23 protein-coding genes are annotated in these 17,005 nt (G+C 39.9%); all 23 read right to left on the reverse strand.

Going from position 1 to position 17,005, the window contains the following annotated elements; translation table 11 throughout:
• Positions 1–273 precede the first annotated feature (273 nt).
• The gene (locus tag N8M09_RS06410; RefSeq protein ID WP_261064603.1) at positions 274–669 is read right to left on the reverse strand and encodes a helix-hairpin-helix domain-containing protein; all 396 of its coding nucleotides are present in this window, start codon (positions 667–669) and stop codon (positions 274–276) included.
• Between the two features lie 95 nt (positions 670–764).
• Positions 765–1,019 (reverse strand): DUF1912 family protein, encoded by a 255-nt coding sequence (locus tag N8M09_RS06415; RefSeq protein WP_000119706.1) that lies wholly within the window; start codon positions 1,017–1,019, stop codon positions 765–767.
• 9 nt (positions 1,020–1,028) lie between these two features.
• Entirely contained in the window at positions 1,029–2,363 is a 1,335-nt protein-coding gene (locus N8M09_RS06420) for a DUF438 domain-containing protein (protein ID WP_261064604.1), read from the reverse strand.
• A complete protein-coding gene (locus tag N8M09_RS06425; protein WP_000368739.1) occupies positions 2,363–2,596 on the reverse strand; it encodes a DUF1858 domain-containing protein in 234 nt (77 codons plus the stop codon). Before N8M09_RS06425 ends, N8M09_RS06420 begins: the two co-directional genes overlap by 1 nt.
• Before the next feature lie 116 nt (positions 2,597–2,712).
• Positions 2,713–2,865 carry a hypothetical protein gene (locus tag N8M09_RS06430; protein ID WP_261064606.1) on the reverse strand — a complete coding sequence of 51 codons (153 nt, stop codon included), beginning with the start codon at positions 2,863–2,865 and terminating at the stop codon, positions 2,713–2,715.
• On the reverse strand, positions 2,862–3,044 hold the full coding sequence (locus N8M09_RS06435; RefSeq protein WP_261064608.1) for a hypothetical protein: 183 nt from the start codon (positions 3,042–3,044) through the stop codon (positions 2,862–2,864). The genes N8M09_RS06430 and N8M09_RS06435 overlap by 4 nt, the downstream gene beginning before the upstream one ends.
• A 1-nt stretch (position 3,045) precedes the next feature.
• The gene (locus N8M09_RS06440; protein WP_050390377.1) at positions 3,046–3,825 is read right to left on the reverse strand and encodes a hypothetical protein; all 780 of its coding nucleotides are present in this window, start codon (positions 3,823–3,825) and stop codon (positions 3,046–3,048) included.
• Positions 3,826–4,086: 261 nt separating this feature from the next.
• Positions 4,087–5,196: an SPFH domain-containing protein gene (locus N8M09_RS06445; protein WP_261064613.1), complete on the reverse strand. Its 1,110-nt coding sequence runs from the start codon at positions 5,194–5,196 to the stop codon at positions 4,087–4,089.
• A 12-nt stretch (positions 5,197–5,208) separates the two neighbouring features.
• Complete coding sequence (locus tag N8M09_RS06450) at positions 5,209–5,766, reverse strand: C1 domain-containing protein (protein WP_261021205.1); 558 nt, start codon at positions 5,764–5,766, stop codon at positions 5,209–5,211.
• Positions 5,767–5,786: 20 nt separating this feature from the next.
• Positions 5,787–6,290 carry a hypothetical protein gene (locus N8M09_RS06455; protein WP_001067003.1) on the reverse strand — a complete coding sequence of 168 codons (504 nt, stop codon included), beginning with the start codon at positions 6,288–6,290 and terminating at the stop codon, positions 5,787–5,789.
• Between the two features lie 171 nt (positions 6,291–6,461).
• A complete protein-coding gene (rbfA, locus tag N8M09_RS06460) occupies positions 6,462–6,812 on the reverse strand; it encodes a 30S ribosome-binding factor RbfA (RefSeq protein ID WP_001273601.1) in 351 nt (116 codons plus the stop codon).
• A gap of 251 nt (positions 6,813–7,063) precedes the next feature.
• Complete coding sequence (gene infB, locus N8M09_RS06465; protein ID WP_261064616.1) at positions 7,064–9,865, reverse strand: translation initiation factor IF-2; 2,802 nt, start codon at positions 9,863–9,865, stop codon at positions 7,064–7,066.
• 16 nt (positions 9,866–9,881) lie between these two features.
• Positions 9,882–10,181, reverse strand: coding sequence for a YlxQ-related RNA-binding protein (locus N8M09_RS06470; protein ID WP_261064617.1), 300 nt, complete (start codon positions 10,179–10,181; stop codon positions 9,882–9,884).
• Positions 10,174–10,467, reverse strand: coding sequence for an RNase P modulator RnpM (rnpM, locus tag N8M09_RS06475; protein WP_000857561.1), 294 nt, complete (start codon positions 10,465–10,467; stop codon positions 10,174–10,176). Before rnpM ends, N8M09_RS06470 begins: the two co-directional genes overlap by 8 nt.
• Before the next feature lie 21 nt (positions 10,468–10,488).
• Entirely contained in the window at positions 10,489–11,625 is a 1,137-nt protein-coding gene (nusA, locus tag N8M09_RS06480; protein ID WP_261064619.1) for a transcription termination factor NusA, read from the reverse strand.
• 42 nt (positions 11,626–11,667) lie between these two features.
• Entirely contained in the window at positions 11,668–12,147 is a 480-nt protein-coding gene (rimP, locus tag N8M09_RS06485; RefSeq protein ID WP_261064648.1) for a ribosome maturation factor RimP, read from the reverse strand.
• A gap of 126 nt (positions 12,148–12,273) precedes the next feature.
• Entirely contained in the window at positions 12,274–12,909 is a 636-nt protein-coding gene (trmB, locus tag N8M09_RS06490) for a tRNA (guanosine(46)-N7)-methyltransferase TrmB (protein ID WP_001266094.1), read from the reverse strand.
• Complete coding sequence (ccrZ, locus tag N8M09_RS06495) at positions 12,906–13,700, reverse strand: cell cycle regulator CcrZ (protein WP_261064621.1); 795 nt, start codon at positions 13,698–13,700, stop codon at positions 12,906–12,908. The genes trmB and ccrZ overlap by 4 nt, the downstream gene beginning before the upstream one ends.
• 162 nt (positions 13,701–13,862) lie before the next feature.
• Positions 13,863–14,474 carry a CPBP family intramembrane glutamic endopeptidase gene (locus N8M09_RS06500; protein WP_261064624.1) on the reverse strand — a complete coding sequence of 204 codons (612 nt, stop codon included), beginning with the start codon at positions 14,472–14,474 and terminating at the stop codon, positions 13,863–13,865.
• Between the two features lie 30 nt (positions 14,475–14,504).
• Complete coding sequence (gene blpZ / locus N8M09_RS06505; RefSeq protein WP_261064625.1) at positions 14,505–14,753, reverse strand: immunity protein BlpZ; 249 nt, start codon at positions 14,751–14,753, stop codon at positions 14,505–14,507.
• A 40-nt stretch (positions 14,754–14,793) separates the two neighbouring features.
• Positions 14,794–15,498, reverse strand: a complete 705-nt coding sequence (locus N8M09_RS06510; protein ID WP_261064627.1) for a CPBP family intramembrane glutamic endopeptidase — start codon at positions 15,496–15,498, stop codon at positions 14,794–14,796.
• Between the two features lie 31 nt (positions 15,499–15,529).
• The gene (locus tag N8M09_RS06515) at positions 15,530–15,763 is read right to left on the reverse strand and encodes a bacteriocin class II family protein (RefSeq protein WP_049521277.1); all 234 of its coding nucleotides are present in this window, start codon (positions 15,761–15,763) and stop codon (positions 15,530–15,532) included.
• Between the two features lie 909 nt (positions 15,764–16,672).
• Positions 16,673–16,951: a hypothetical protein gene (locus N8M09_RS06525; RefSeq protein WP_261064630.1), complete on the reverse strand. Its 279-nt coding sequence runs from the start codon at positions 16,949–16,951 to the stop codon at positions 16,673–16,675.
• Positions 16,952–17,005: the final 54 nt, after the last annotated feature.

The following is a 17,005-nucleotide window of genomic DNA, read 5'->3' on the forward strand; positions in this document are numbered from 1 at the left end:
TTTTACTAAGACGCAAAAGAAAATCCCTGCCATCTACATGACAGGGACGAATGTATTTATCCGCGGTACCACCCAATTTCGGGCAGTTGCCCGCAACTCTCGTCTTTAAAACAAAAAGACACTTTTATTTCAATTTTTCATCCATTAGCAACCAGTTTTGACACATTTGTGGACTTCTCAGCACCGCCACTTTCTGTAAAATATGGGATTCAAAACACCTCTAATGGCTCTATTGTAGCAAGATTTTTTCGGAAATGCAAGGCACAAGAAAAATTACTTGAACTTGATACCATTTTCCTTCAATTTCTTGATTGTAGCTGGGCCGATTCCTTTCAAGGCAAGGAGTTCTTTTTCAGTCCAGTTTTTGAAATCTGAAGCAGACTTGATTCCTTCATCATAGAAAGTTTTGGCACGATCAAGTGGAAGTCCACCCAAATTTTCTGCAAAATCTTCTACAGAATTGGCTACTTTTTGAGCTTGCTCTTTGGTAGCTTCTACTGCTTGTTCAACCTTTTTAGAAACAGCCTTACCAGCTTGGCTCGCTGACTGCTCTGCACGTTTCACGACTTTTTTTGTCTCTTCTACAACCTTAGTCACAGTACTTGAAAAAGCACCTGCACGACGGAGGCTATTTCGTAATTGTTTTTTACGATTGAGTTTCTTTGACATGATAAAATCCTTTCAATAAAAAATCCCTGCTCTGACAAGGATTTAATATAAATATTCTATCAAGATTTTAGTAAAAAATCAAGAATCTTTCTCGTTTAATAATTTCGCTCACCAAACAAGCCATCTGGTAAATCATGGAATCCCTTACCTGCCTTGAAGTTTTCAAACTTACCAAGCAAGAACTGATAAGCATCCAAGCGGCTTTCGTAGCGAATCATGGCATCTTTGGCACGCTCGTCTTGGTCTTCTTCGTAAACTTTTTGACTTTCCTTGTGCGCCATGTCGTTGATCATGATTTGGGTATTGACCCAGGCTTCAAATTCCTTCATAAATTCTTGTTCGTAACTCATTTTTTCTCCTTATTCTAATCCACGGAAATAGTCCGTGTCAATCTCACGGTAGGGCTGGATATCCTGAACATACTCCAGCACACCTTGGAATTCTCCCTCTTCATCGTGCACTGCAGCATAAGTGATGTGGACAAACTTGCCTCGCGACTCTGACTTGAACCACATTTCATACTTGTCTTTGCTTCCCTCACGAAGTCCCTTCATGATGGTCTTGACCTTGTCCAAGTACTTAGGCGGATGGCAGAGTTCGACATTGCGCCCAACTTGGGACGGGGTCCGTTTGAAAATCATCTCATCAGCTGGCGTATTGTCATTGTAATACTGGAAAATATCGTCTTTATTGACAAAGGTAATCTCCATAGGGAGGTGATTGAGGATGAGATTGGCCTGCTCGACTGAAAGATAGCCATTGCCAAAAGCCTGCTGACTATGACGGTCCAGCACTGCTTCCTTTTCCTTAGGGGTAAATGTAATGGTAAACTGTCCTTCTGGCGTATCAATAACTTGTTGAACTTGACCTTCTGCCATATCTAGCTGTACGGGCTCCTCTGCACTCTTTTCCTCAACAAAACTCTGTCTTTCTGGCACCCATTTCTCAGACGGACGGATGATGGCATAACCATAGGAATCGCTCTCCTCTGCAATCTGAAGCCAATCATCCTGAGTAAAGGACTCAAGGAGAATCATGAGAAGGATGGACTCTTCCTTGAAAATCATACTTTCAAACTCTGTCGCAAAGGCTTCAAAAGCTTCTTTTACACTGCTAATCGACACTTCTGGTAGTGACTTGGCTGTCGCTAAAGTTGTTTGAAATAGTCCCCTAATCTGGTCATCCACTCCCCACATAACTTTGGGAGGTGAATCGTGTCCATAGCGCTCCATGATAGGAAAGAAAAGTTCTTCCTTACGTTGGTAGTGGATGTCAAATTGCCCCAAAAGTCCCATCTGACGCACCAAGCCTTTACGCATCTCCGCAAGCATCTCTTCATCTTCCATAGACTCATAGGTATCTAACAGTCTCCGAATGCGAATCAAAGCTGCACGGAGGGCCAGATTTTCTTCCTTAAAGACCCGAACTGGGTGACCTGGATGCTCAGTATCCTCTACTTCGACACCTTTAATAGCATTTTTAAAAAGATTAGCATGGACATCACAGAGTTCCATAACATCTTCAAAGGTGACGCCCGAGTCTGAGTTCATCAGCTCGTGCTCCATGAGAGAAATCTCGATGGCTGACACACCTGTAAAGGTCGCATCAAAACGCTCCTGAACTGACTCAGGAGAGGCACCATTGTGCAATTCTAACAAAATATCCCGCAGGACATGAATCCGTTCATCTGCCATTAGTCTAACCCAATCACTTCATAGCCGTTTGCTTCCAGCGTGCGGACAATCTTGTCCATAGGAGTACCTTCCAGCTTAGAACCCTGTTTGAGCGATACTTTACGACCAACTGTGTTGCGCATTAAGGGATTGGCAAGGGGTTTAAAACCCAACTCCACTAGGATTTCCAAGACTTCTGGATGCTTGTCCACTACTTCTGCAACAGGAATTGACACATCGATGATATTGTCCATGACGACCTCCATTGTATGTTCTAAAATGATTTTACTGCTTATATTATACCATATGGAAAGAGATTAAAAAACTAGCAGTACAAGACTTACTAGTTCTCTGAGACTTGGATTACCATCTAAATAAGTTTAAAGAACAAATCCAATATTTTAAATAATAGCTTGTAAAACAGCAATTGGACTGCAAAAGAGATGATCATCCACAGGAATTTCATAATTCCAATAATCGGTTTGATAAAAAGAATAGCAAGAAGACCCCAAAAAAATTTCATTCTCTCTCCTCTGGCTTGATGAGCCACCGAGCCGTATCCATTAACTTGTCTGCAATAAAAAGTTTACCTAGACCGACAACAACATTGTCATCTTTCTTTATCGTTTTCATTACTTTTACACCTTGCACGGTCAAAAAATAATTTCCATAGATTTTAGCAAAAACTTTGATAGGATTCATCTCACTCCCCCTCGATTATTTCAGCCTCTTTTCGGATTGTTTCAACATCTTCTTGATATTGAACTTCACTATAGTTGACTAGTTTAGACAATTCTTTCTGCAAGCTTTCACCCATTGGTTTCATAGTTGCAAAGGTTAAACCACCTGAAATGATACCACCCAAGATAGGTATGAATTTCCCCATTCCTTTGGCCAACCCTCCCTTGGTCAGATTCACACCAAATATTTTTAAGACTTTTTTCAAAATAGGGTACCAAAGCGTCTTTGTTAAAGCTTTATTAGGCACTGTTTTCATTACCTGTTTGGCAATTGTTATACCACCTGCACGTAACAAGGCAGCGGTTCCATTCACCCCCAACATTACGCCTAGATAAAGCAAGAGGGTATTTTGAGCATCTTCACTCAACTCCTCGCGTGAAGCCCAAAGATCCTCATAACCATAAATATAACCTAATTCTTGAGCCAATTTCAGAGAGAAACCATAAAATTGAGCCACATCAGCTGGAATGGTAATTGCCATAGCAATCCCTCCAGGTAATCCTGCCAAAACAGAGGTTCCACTCGCTAATAAAACATTATCCCTAATACAGGCATTAGCCACTCGATCTAAGATTTCTTGAGATAAGAGAGACGTTGGTCCTTGTTCTAATAAAGTAGGAATGTCCTGTGGATCCAATTCTTTGGAAAACTTATCCACTAAAAATTTCGAACGATCAACCTTAACAACTGGTAGTTTTACCACTTGTTGTAATACTTGCATAGCTAACTCTTGTTCAGCCATATACAAACTCCTTTTACTTCTGTAAGTTATATTCTATGATAGCATACTCTTTTAAAGTATGTTTCAAATTCCCCTCAAAAATTTTCAAAAAATCCTTAGCAACTTATTTGTTAAAGATTTTTAATAGTCTTTGTAGAGACAGCTAAAATATTCAACTCCTACCTTTACAACATGATATTCTATCTGTGAACGATAGTCTATTATTGTTTCACCTAAAATGTTCCTTGAATACACACTAACTATGAACTTTCGAGCTTTATCTTATAAATCCATAATTTCTTTTTTCTTTCGATCAAATTCTTCCTGAGATAATATACCTGCATCTAAAAGAGATTTTAGTTTTGTAAGTGCTTCGATTTGCTCATCTAATGATAAACTTGCTTTCATGGCTTTTTCATCTAAACTTTGAGCCATATTCATTCCAAATATCATTCCAGCACTATCACCTAGACCATGTTGCTCCACTCCTGATGCAATTTTTTGTTGTGCTGCAATATTAGAAGATTTCTGCGATACATCATCATAAGCTTTTAAATTCATCTTATTTGATGAAAATTGTTTAACCAATTCCTTAGATTCTGGTGAGAACTCAATATTAGCAATGGCAACTTTTACAATCTCAAATCCAAAACGTTCTTTCCAAGTCCCTGCATACTGTCCATCATTTGATACCTGTTCCGCAAGAACTGCAGCTTGTGAAGGTAATTGTGAAATACGATAAATTGTTGACAAGGAATTAAGTGCAACAATAAAAGATTGAAGAAATTCTGTCACTATTTGTGATCTAGCTTGAGCGCTATCAAAGGTATAATAAGTCACATTGGCAGGAAGAAAGTTTCTGATAAATTGCTTAGCATCTGTAATTTGGATAGAAAATGTTCCAAAAGCACGTACTTCTAAATCTGTCCCATAAAACAAATCATTATACATGACTGGACCGCGAGTTCCAAATTTAATATCACGAATTTCTCTCAAATTAACAAAACAAATCTGTTTTTGCTGATCACTTTGACCACCGAATCCAACACGATTAACAACATTGTCAAACAGTGACTTTTTCAATCCATCACCGTTAAAAACACTGCTCTCACCATTTTGGTATTCATATCCACCTGGTTCTGTAATAATTTCCTCGATACCAGACTGACTAAAGATAAAGGCAGCAGTATTTTCTGGAATAAAAATCTTGGATCCGTTGGAAATAACACCTACAGATCCCTTCGTATTGACACCCCTACCATTATTACTTTCTTGAACAATACCGGGACTTACAGCTGTATGTTCATCAAAAGCATGAACTGTGATAATTTCTTTCCACTGATCTGCAAATGTCCCACCAATAGAATCTGTGATTGCTTTTATCAACCCCATTTAATTGCCCCCTTATAAACTCTGCTCCATATCACAATAGGCACATCTCACTGTTTGCTTCACTTGACCTGACAAAGGTGCTCCACAAAAGCTACACTTGGTTGAAATCTTTTCTGGCTCTGCATCCTTAATCCCAAGCCCCGCTTTAAAAGTGTCAAATGTATCCTTAAATGTTTCTGCCAAAACATCTGCTCCGAACAAGCTACTATCTCCCAAGGTTTCAAAATTGCTTGTATCACCTGAAATCAATTTAATAATGTTTCTAGCCCACTTATCAGTATCCTTAGTATTATTAAATGAAAAGATAGCTTGTCCGCCATTATAATAAATTTCCAGCCGTTTCACACCATTGGTTTTGGTTACTGAAACTTGAGGTTTCCCTTCAAAAATTTTAATCTGGTTAATGGGTATGGTAACTTGATCTTTTTTTCCTCCCCACAAACCTTTTTTGATATATATTAAGTGTAGATTCGTTAAAATTAATTCATCTGTAGACAAACCATTTTTCCCAAAACTCACATGGTCACTATTCATAACCATATATTCATGTGGCAATAATTGATAATCCATATTGAACTCCACTCTTCCTATTAAAGACTAGCTTTCCACTGCTCCACTTGTTCATGTAGATTATCACGATAATCTTTTAGAGTCTTAATCACTTCTTCTTTCCCTTGAATCGGTGCTTTCTTTAGTGGACCATATTGTTTTTTCAAATCTTCCATTTCTTTTTTAGTGCTATCTTTCAGTTCTTGGATAGCAGCACTATCTTCTAAAACAGTCCCTTTAAAGGCTTCGTCTGCTTCTGTATAGTAATTATCGATTATTTTCTCATTCATAATTAAGTAATCTTCATAGGTTTTTATAGACTCAATTGTCGTATCGCTAACATCTTGTGGGTTAAAATCGCTTGAACTGAGTTTTTCTTTTGCTTTAGCAAACAACCCTTTCTTCTCAGAACTACTAGATGAAGCTTCTGTTTGATTCTCACTAGAAGAGCTGCTTGTTTTTTCAGAAAGAGAACTACAAGCAACTAGAGTAGAGACGGAAAGACATAGCAAAGCTAAACGACAAACTTTTTTTACATTATTCATTGATAGAATCTCCTTTTATTTATGAAATCATCATATCATATTTGCTAAAAAAAAAAAGTATTTTCTGATTAGCTAACATTTAAAAATACAGAATCCCTTTTTTAAAAGAATATTTTTCCATTTCAAATTCCACCTATTTTCACCCACCAAAAAAGAGGGTTGCCCCTCTTCTTAGTTCTTATCCAGATTGCGTAGCATCTCGTCAATCTTGTTTCCATACTCGATGGATTCGTCTTTGACGAAGGTCAAATCTGGGATTTTGTACAATTTCAAATTGCGACCAAGTTCACGTTTGATAGTACCAGTTGCTTTTTCAAGCCCGATTTGAGCTTTTTGATTATCCGAAGCAAGGTTACTCAAAATAGTGTAGTAAACCTTGGCTACAGACAAGTCACCTAGCATCTGAACATCTGTGATGGTCACACCTTGGACACGCGGATCACGGACTTTCTTTTGCAAAATCTCATTGACTTCACGCTTGATTTCCATGCCCACACGGTCCGTACGGAAATGATTTGCCATGATATTCCTTTCTCTACTTTGAACCAAAAGCTAGGCCAGCAGACCTAGCTATTTTTAAATTTATTGATTTTCATTTCAAATTGGAACGAAGTTCAATTTGAAATCATCTGCTTCTTTCGCCGTGGTGAAAGTGATGGAACTGATTTATCAGTCCCATCACAGGGGATTTTTGAGACCCTAGGCTCAAAAATAAGCAATGAAACCATCGGTTTGCTTGCTTCCCTCACCACCTAAGAAAGGAGCAAAAAGTCTTATCGTTTGATTTCTTCCATGACATAGGCCTCAATCACATCATCCATCTTGATATCATTGTAGCCATCTATCATCAATCCACCTTCACGACCGTTTGTAACTTCTTTGACGTCGTCTTTGTAGTGTTTCAAGCTTGCAAGTTCGCCATCATAGATAACGACACCGTCACGGATAACACGGACTTTAGAGTCACGGGTAACCTTACCGTTGATAACCATGAATCCACCGATAGTTCCCACTTTAGACACCTTGAAGGTTTCACGGATAACTGCTTCACCGATAACTTTTTCTTCAAATTCTGGATCAAGCATCCCTTTCATAGCTTCTTCCATCTCTTCGATAACCTTGTAGATAATGCTGTGGAGACGGATTTCCACATCGTCAGCTTCTGCTTGTTGACGAGCTTGTGGTGTAGGGCGTACGTTGAAACCAACGATAAAGGCATTTGAAGCTTCCGCAAGTGTTACATCAGATTCATTGATGGCACCAACCGCTGAGTGAACGATGGTAACTTTAACACCTTCCACATCGATCTTTTGAAGTGAGGCAGAAAGGGCTTCAACAGAACCTTGTACGTCAGCCTTAATGATAACGTTAACAGATTTGAGTTCACCAGCTTTAAGGGTATCAAAGAGGTTTTCAAGGCTGACACGTTGGGTAGCTTGACGTTGTTTCATGAGGGCACGTTTGGCACGCTCTTCACCTGCTGCACGCGCAGATTTTTCATCTTCGTAGACAGCAAAGTGGTCACCAGCCATTGGCGCTTCGTTCAAACCTGTGATAGAAACTGGCGTTGATGGGCCTGCTACCTTAACACGACGACCAAGGTCATTGGTCATAGCACGGACACGACCGAAGGTATTTCCGACAACGATTGGGTCTTGAACATTCAAGGTACCTTGTTGAACAAGAAGAGTTGCAACCGCACCTTTTCCTTTATCCAAGCGCGCTTCGATAACTGTACCGATCGCACGCACTGTTGGGTCTGCCTTGAGTTCTTGGATTTCAGCCACAAGAAGGACTGTTTCCAACAATTCTTCGATATTTTGGTTGAATTTAGCTGAAATTTCAACAAATTCAGAATCTCCACCCCAAGCTGTTGACATAACTCCGTGCTCTGCCAATTCACCGATCACGCGTTCTGGGTTAGCACCTGGTTTATCAATCTTGTTAATGGCTACGATGATTGGAACGTTGGCCGCTTTTGAGTGGTTAATGGCTTCGATAGTCTGAGGCATAACCCCGTCATCTGCCGCTACGACCAAGATAGTAATATCGGTAACAGAAGCACCACGCGCACGCATAGATGTAAAGGCCGCGTGTCCTGGTGTATCAAGGAAGGTAATCTTCTTACCATTTTCCACAATTTGGTAGGCACCGATATGCTGAGTGATACCACCTGCTTCACCTGTCGCAACACGAGAGTTACGAAGGGTATCTAGGAGTGTTGTTTTACCGTGGTCAACGTGTCCCATGATAGTTACAACTGGTGGACGCTCTACCAATTCATCTTCATTGAGATAACCATCTTCGACAAAGAAACGTTCGATGTCGGCATTATCCACTTCAACTTTTTGTTTGGCTTCGATACCGTAATCCACCATGAGGAGTTCAATTGTTTCGCCATCCAAGGATTGGTTTTGTGTGGCCATGACACCCATCATAAAGAGTTTCTTAACGATTTCAGCTGGTTCACGTTTGATACGTTTTGCGATTTCCGCAACGGTCATACCATCTGTATATTCAAATTCTGTTGGCAATTCATGGAATTTACGCTCCGTAACAGGTTTTGGATTCTGATTACGGTTGTTCTTGTTATTGCCTTTTTTATTCTTTTTGTTGTTATTCCAGTTACTATTCTTTTGATTTCTCACTTGATTTTGACTACTTCGATTCTTTTGTTGTTTCCTAGGACCATCTTCTTCATGATCATAATCGTCACGATTTTTGTCTGGTCGAGCTTGTTTTTTACGACGTGTATCCACTGCAGGTTCTTTTTTCTCAGGGACGACTTCAACCACTGCTTGAACTTGCTGTGCTTGTTGCGCTTGTTCAGCTAACTTAGCCACTTCTTCAAAGATTTCCTCTGGTTCCTTGCGTTTGTTAGCTTGAGCCAAGGCTTCTTTAGCAGCTTGATACTGCTTGAAGCGTTCCTCGCTTGAACGTGCGTACTCTGCATTTTGCTCTGCTTTTAGGGCTGCTGCACGGGCTTTAAAGTCAACACGTGGAGCTGCTTGATTTGGACGTTTGTCCTCTTGTTGACGGCGATCGTTTCCACGACTTTGCTGACCTTGCTGTTTCTTAGCTTGATCATTAAAGCGACGATTGTCGCGGTTGCCTTGACCTTGTTTTCCACCATTGCGACCGTCGTTTTTCTGACGGTTGCCGTTTTGTTGTTGGTCACGGTTATTGCCCTTATTTTGCTTGCGTCGTTCTGCCTGCTCTTTGGCACGGGCTTCACGCTCAGCCTTGAAATTACGACTTTGCGGTTTAGCTGCTGCTTTTTCTGTTTTAGGAGCAACTGGTTCAGCCGCTTTTGCCTCTTCCTTGGCTACAGCTAGTTTCGCTGACTCAGATTTTTCGGCTTTCTTTTCTGCACTTGCTTTTGGTTCTGCAGGTTTTGCTTCTACTTTCGGAGCAGCTGCAGGCTTAAAGCTGGCAGCGATTTTTGCAGCGACAGCTTCTTCCACACTTGATGAGTGGCTTTTCACATCCAAGCCCAACTCTTTTGCACGCGCTACAACTTCTTTACTTTCTTTTCCAAGTTCTTTTGCGATTTCGTACAATCTTTTCTTAGACAAATCATGTCCTCCTCTTCTATTCCATAAGAGACCTCATTTTCTTTGTAAATCCAGCATCTGTCACAGCCAAAACCTTTCTCGATTTTCCGACTGCTATGCTTAATTCCAGTGTTGAAAACACGGTTACAATTTCTACTTGATAATAATGACTTTTATCTTGAATCTTCTTGGTCAGATTGGGGCCAGCATCATGGGCTAGAAAGACCAACTGGGCCTTGCCGTCTTGAACAGCCTTGACCACCAATTCTTCACCCGATATGATACGCCCTGCTCGCTGAGCAAGTCCCAAGAGATTACTTATCTTTTGCTTATTCAAGTCCTAACTCTCTTCTTTTCACTTTGTGATCCACATAAGCGATCAACTCGTCATAAAAGCTTTCATCCACTTCCATGCTAAAGCTGCGGTTAAAGACCTTCTTCTTTTTCGCCTCTAAGGCTTCTGCATTGTCTAGCTTGATATAAGCGCCACGGCCGTTGGCCTTGCCTGTCGGATCGATAAAGACTTGTCCTTCCTTGTTTTTGACAATCCGGAGCAAATCCCGCTTATCAATCACTTCATTGGACACAACAGACTTGCGCAAAGGGATTTTTCTCGTTTTCATCTTTCCCTCCTCTAGCAGCTTTTATTCTTCGATAGTATCGTTTTCTGCTTCCAACTCTACTGAAGCAGCTTCTTCCATGGCTTCAAATTCGCTAGCAGACTTGATATCGATACGGTAACCAGTCAAGTGAGCCGCCAAGCGAACGTTTTGCCCACGACGACCGATGGCAAGAGAAAGCTTGTTATCTGGAACAACCACCAAGGCACGTTTGCTGTCGTTTTCGTCAAAGATAACTTGGTCAACTTCAGCAGGAGCGATGGCATTGTAGATAAATTCAGCTGGATCTGCTACCCACTCGATAACATCGATATTTTCTTCGATTGGCACCATACGGTCATTTTTAGCATCGTAGCGAGCTGGGTGGAATTTGCTAGTAATTTTCTTGATGTTAGCACCACCACGTCCAACGATTGTACCGATAGCGTCCACGTTTGGATTGTGGCTACGAACGGCAACCTTCGTACGGTCACCAGCTTCACGAGCCACGCTCATGATTTCAACAGTTCCATCATAAACTTCTGGAATTTCTTGCTCCATCAAGCGTTTGATCATTTCTGGATGGCTACGGCTAACAAAGACATTCACACCGCGAGGGTTGTCTTCAACCTTGTAGACATACACTTCGATACGATCATGAGAAGCAAAAACTTCTCCAGGGATTTGATCTTGTTTTGACAATTGGGCTTCGATACTACCAAGATTGACATAGATGAAGCGGTTGTCAAAGCGTTCTACTGTACCAGACATGATTTCTTGCTCATGTTCTTTGTAAGTATTGTAAGTGATGGCACGTGTTTGCTTGCGCATTTTTTCCATGATGGTTTGTTTGGCAGATTGGGCTGCTACACGACCAAACTCAGCAGGTGCTTCTTCAAACTTGATTTTGTCTCCAAGTTCATAGGCTGAATTAATGGCAAGAGCATCTTTCAAGCTGATTTCCAAACGGCTATCAAATACTTCATCAACCACTTCACGGACAGTATAAACTGTAAAGTCACCTGTTTTTTCGTTGAAATCAATAGCTACACTGTCTGACTGACCATAGCGTCTGCGATAAGCGGAACGAAGCGACTCTACTACTGCGTCGATGATATCTTCTTTTTTGATTCCCTTGTCTTCTTCCAAAATGCGGAAGGCCTCTAGCATTTCTTTACTCATGTTTTCTTCACTTTTGAATCCTCAAAAGCTATCCTTTCTTTTCTATAATTTTACTGCTAAACGTGCTTTGGATACTAAACTGTACGGAATGTGGACAGTTTTCTTACGCGTCTTGTCCATATATTCCATAGTCAACTCATCCTCTTCGAAGGCCAACAAGGTTCCTTCAAAGACCTTTTGCTTATCGATGGCTTGGTAGAGCCCGACATGGATGTATTTCCCAACTGCTCCAGCGACGGCATCCTTGGTTTTCAAAGGACGTTCCAAGCCTGGACTGGTGATTTCTAGGAAATATTGTTCTGGGAAGGGATCTGGCTTGATGGTGTCTAGGACAGGACTGATCATTTCTGTCAAGTCTGCCGTGTCGTTCAAGGTAATTCCTTCAGGTTTATCTACAAAAATACTGAGAATCATGTCACTGCCAATCTTTCCATACTCGATATCCACGAGTTCGAAAGGTGATTGAATGACAGGTTCTACAACTTCTCTGACTAATTCTACGATTGTTGCGATTGCGTCCACCTCCTCATAAGCAAGAGGCGAAGATATTTCCCCGCCTCTCTTTCTCATATTCTTACTTACAGTATAGCACTTTTTACTATTTATGTAAAGCAAAAGCACTTGTACAGCCTGATTTTAGGCCATTTCTTAAAATTCTGCCTCAACTCGGTAGATAACTTGCCCCTTGTTGGAGAATTTTTGCTCGTATTCTGTCATGACATTGCCTTCAAAATCACTGGCATGTAAATCAAGCCAGACACCATTGAGCTTCATGCCATACTGAGAAAAGCTCACTAAACTGTACTCAAACAATCCACGGTTATCTGTCTTGAAATGAATTTCTCCATTTTCAGGCAAGATACGTTTGAAGGTATCCAAGAAGGTCTTGTAGGTCAAACGACGCTTTTCATGGCGTTTTTTAGGCCAAGGATCTGAAAAGTTCAAATACAAGCGGTCGATCTCACCGTCTTCAAAGTAGTCAGTCAAGTCAGAACCATCTACCCACAAGAGCTTGATATTAGGCACTCCAACTTCAAGCACCTTGTCCAAGGCGTAGCTCAAAACAGACTTTTGAATATCAATCCCGATATAGTTGATATCAGGGTTTTGCTTGGCCATACCTGAAACAAAGGCACCCTTTCCACTCCCAACTTCCACATGAATGGGATTATCATTGCCAAACAAGTCCCGCCATTTTCCCTTGGCTTCCAAGGGATTGAGGACCACATACTGGGGATTTGCCTCTAGTAATTCTGTTGCCCCTTTACGATTTCTAACTCTCATCTTCTCTTTCCATACTTGTCTCGGAAGTGACGCAAGCCATGAATCTCCCGATTGACATTTTCTAAATCTTGGTTCATATAATACTTGGAAATCTGGCTCAAATAAGACAATTGACCGTACCAATACAATTTACTTAATACCGTCTGATTGTACTTGTAACCGTAGTAGGTCAACCATTCCTTCCACTGATGTTCTGGAATATAATGGCAGAGCATATGGGCCACATCAAACATGCGATCGGTCAAGCGAACCGAATCCCAATCCACCAAATAAATCAAACCACTGTCTGTCTCAATCCAATTACTATGTCGTACATCTCCATGGACAATGGTCGCATAGTCCTCTCTAAATCCTGGAATAGTCTGACGTAAATCAGCCATCACTTCACTGATAAAATGATTTTTACGCAAAGCATCTGGAGCCGTTTCCCGCCAAGACTGTAGTAAATCTACAGGTGTTTCCATGGCATAGCCCAAGCGACTCAACTGTGTCATCAACGGACGTGAGCGATGAAGGCGGGTTAAAATATTGACGATTTGCTTACGATTCATATCATAGGGGGTCAATATCTTGCCTGTCAACCATTCTTGAGCACACATATCACGCCCATCTGCCAAACGGCGGCTCCATAATAATTGTGGAGCAATTTGTTCTCTAGCTAGACCAGGTAGGATTGGAGAGGTGTTCATTTTTACAAAGATGCGCTTCCCGTCAGGATAGCTACCCATATAAGCCTTACCACTTTTCCCAGGTATGGGAGTCAGTGTTAGCTCATTATCACCCAAATCCATTTCTTTCCTCCGTATAAAGTTTCCTTACTATTCTACTAGTTTTTGCCCTATTCGTCAACCGGTCCACACCCGATTCTCAAAGAAAAGCCTATGGGGTGGTTTGGGTTATAATTTATAGAAAGAAAAAGGTAAGCACCGTCTTCTGCTTACCTTTCATGATTTTTATAAATAATATAAGAGTGGCCAAGCATTGTAAAACATGTGAACTAGAGTAGAAACCCATAGGTTTTGGCTCTTTTTATAAGCAAAGCCCAGTAACAAGCCCCCAAGTAGATAAAAAATAAACGAAGGGACATTAGAAGGTCCATGCATGAAAGAAAAGAGAGAGGAAGTGAGCACAAGCCCTAACCAAGAATTGTCAAAAACGGCACCTTGAAGAAGTCCTCTGAAAATGAGTTCCTCCTGGATGGGTCCAAAAACTGAGGAAGTCAAAATCAAAGACAGAGAAATTCCTCTGCTAACTTCCGACAAGTGTTGAACTCCTGCGCCAGAAGAAACAGCGAAGAAATGAATATAAACCAACGTCTCAAGTACACTTAGAAGAAAGATTACAATGAACAGCAAAAGTTCTTTCTTGCTTAACATCCCAAAAGAAATCATTTCAAACTTTCTAGCATAAGCAACACTTAGCGAGGTTACTAGAAAACTTACAATAATCAATGCAGATTCATTTTGAAAAAAATCCCCGTGGTTAATCGTATAAGGAACTGTAATGACGATTAGTAATACTAAAAATCCAAAACAAAAGGCATGAAATTTATCAAAGAACTCCATAAAATTATCCTCCTCAAGAAACAAACCTCCCTACACATCATCCTTCCGCTCTAACCTTTCCAAAACAAACCATTTGAGTAACCAAAATCCGGCCACATAGCCAGCTCCTAAGAAGATAGCCATAAAAGCTAGCATGGGATTTAGGGAATTAAAGACCACCGCAGATACAAAGGTTAGCACAAAAACATTAAAAGCAATGGTATCAGAAGCCAAGACCAGAATATAAGGCGTCAACCAGTCTAAGGTTTTGGAATCTAGGAAAAATAAGCGTTTATACATGATGACCTCCTCTATGGCTGAAAAGCAAGACTTTGTTTTTTTACCCCAAGACCCTATGTAGAAAAGTGAGCAAAAATGGTAAAGTCGCTACAATATTATTAATCACATGCACCGCATAGGATGGGTAAATGCTCTTGGTATAGCGAGTCAAACCAGCAAAAATGATTCCAAATGTTGTAAAAACGAAAATATCTAACAGACTAGGCAGACTTAAAAAATGAGGAAGAGCAAACAAAATGGAAGGAAGAAGCAAATCAGGGCCAAATCGCGAATGTTTAAAGAAAGCATGTTGCAACAACCCCCTATAGATCAATTCTTCCATCAGTGGCACTAGAAAGAACAAAGTTATATAGATACCTAGCTCAGCAAAGTTAGTCCCACTATAACCAATCAATACAGCCCAACCTTCAGCAGTTGACTGAGCATGTTTAGCTGTCTGAACGTTAAAAGAGATAACGTTAAAAGAGATCTGGAGCACTATCACTAATACTGTCAAAATCGAATACCAAAGCCATTTTTTTCTTGGAATGTGAAAGAGATAGCCATGGCCTGTCTTAACCAAAATCCAAATCATGACTCCGCTAAATAGCAAACTCAAGATATTTCGAATCCAGAAGAAATTTCCTATCTGAGAAGAAAATTGCCAATAATTTTGGACTATAAGCGTTATCTGAGAAAGGCCAAATACGAAAAATAAGTAAGACAAGACTGCACTTATTTTGAAGAGAAACTGATACTTTTTCATAGAAACTCTTCCTCATTTCTTATATTTCAGTCTATATTCCACATAAATGAAAACCTGCTCCTATATAACCAAGGTCACGATAACCACGCGGACAGTACCCACTTACTGGAAAAGGACCTGAATTTTTTAATATAGAAGGGTAAGAACCAAATGGACTTTCATTATAGGCATACCCTCTATAAATATCAGATACATCCCCACCCTCTATATGATCAAGCATTTCAGTATCCATAATTTCAAATTGTTCCATCATTTTTGTATCCATGACAAATACTCCTTTTTATTTTTAATTTTTGTCCTGTTGCAACTTTGACAAGTTTAGTATATCACTGTTTATTAATTTTTTTCATTCAAATCATAAATTGTAATCAAAACATCTTGAATTGTAAAAAATTTAAAAAAGCAAGCACAGAAAATATGCTTGCATTAAGAGAATTTAACAATAATCGAAAGCTATTCACCATTACTTCCGTCTGTTCTGATAGATTCTCATGATCGCAACCAGGATACAGGCTGTCCCACTTGCCAAAACGAGAAGGGTAATGATAATGTTGAGAATTTCAGGCGTACTCTCTATTCTGTTGACAAGACGGACTAAAGACAATACTGTCAATAAGAGTAAAGCTACTGACCCTGTCCTAATTAAAGAAGCCATTCGGTTCTCAACAGCATATAAAAATGATGGTAACATAACACAGGCTATAGCAATCACAAACAGATTGCTACCCGTTTCTTCTCCCTTGTTCACCACGGAAATCATGAGAAGATTCGATGCTATGATTAACGTAGAACAGATGATAAAAAAGGATTTCTTATTCATATAGAATACCTCGAATAATATAACATCTAACTTATCGAAAGTCAGGCTGGATAAAGAGAAACTTTAGCTGTTAGCTTCTGCAAATTGAAACATTGTTTTTGTATTCACGAGGGATGCTTCTTTTTATTTTCGTCCTATTAGAATACCGTATGCTTGTACTCCATAAAGCAACCCCACCCATTCCATTAGATAGTATGTTATCTAGTTCCTCCATCTTTTCATCTGAAAATGTTATTTTCAGCATTGATTGCTTTTTCATAGGTTGCTATCGTACTTGATAACACCATTTTCCCATATTCTTCTCCAAGTGACTTCTTTTTCCTTGCCATTTTTTACCCCTTTATTTTACATTTTTTAGTTCTGATTGTTGTTTTTTTCTTCCTCTTCGTCTTCTTTTCTTTTATTCTTTTTATAATCGTTTAGCAGTTCAAAACCTTTATCAAAAGCAAAAAAACCTAAACCTAAAGAAAACGGTGCTCCGACTATTTCTATAACTTTTGCCCACCTTGTCCCAAAATCTTCTGAAAAATAAGCAAGCGCCCCGACGGCTAAAACTGCTAAGATTAAAAAATATGCTCCAAAATCTGCACTTTCTGTTACTTTAGCTTTTTCTGTTCTACTATTTTTACTCATGATAATTTCCTTTCATTTTTAACTTTTCTACTTCCGCTAATACTAGCTATTTAC

Source organism: Streptococcus mitis (genome assembly GCF_946190375.1).
Taxonomy (GTDB): Bacteria; Bacillota; Bacilli; order Lactobacillales; family Streptococcaceae; genus Streptococcus; species Streptococcus mitis_CJ.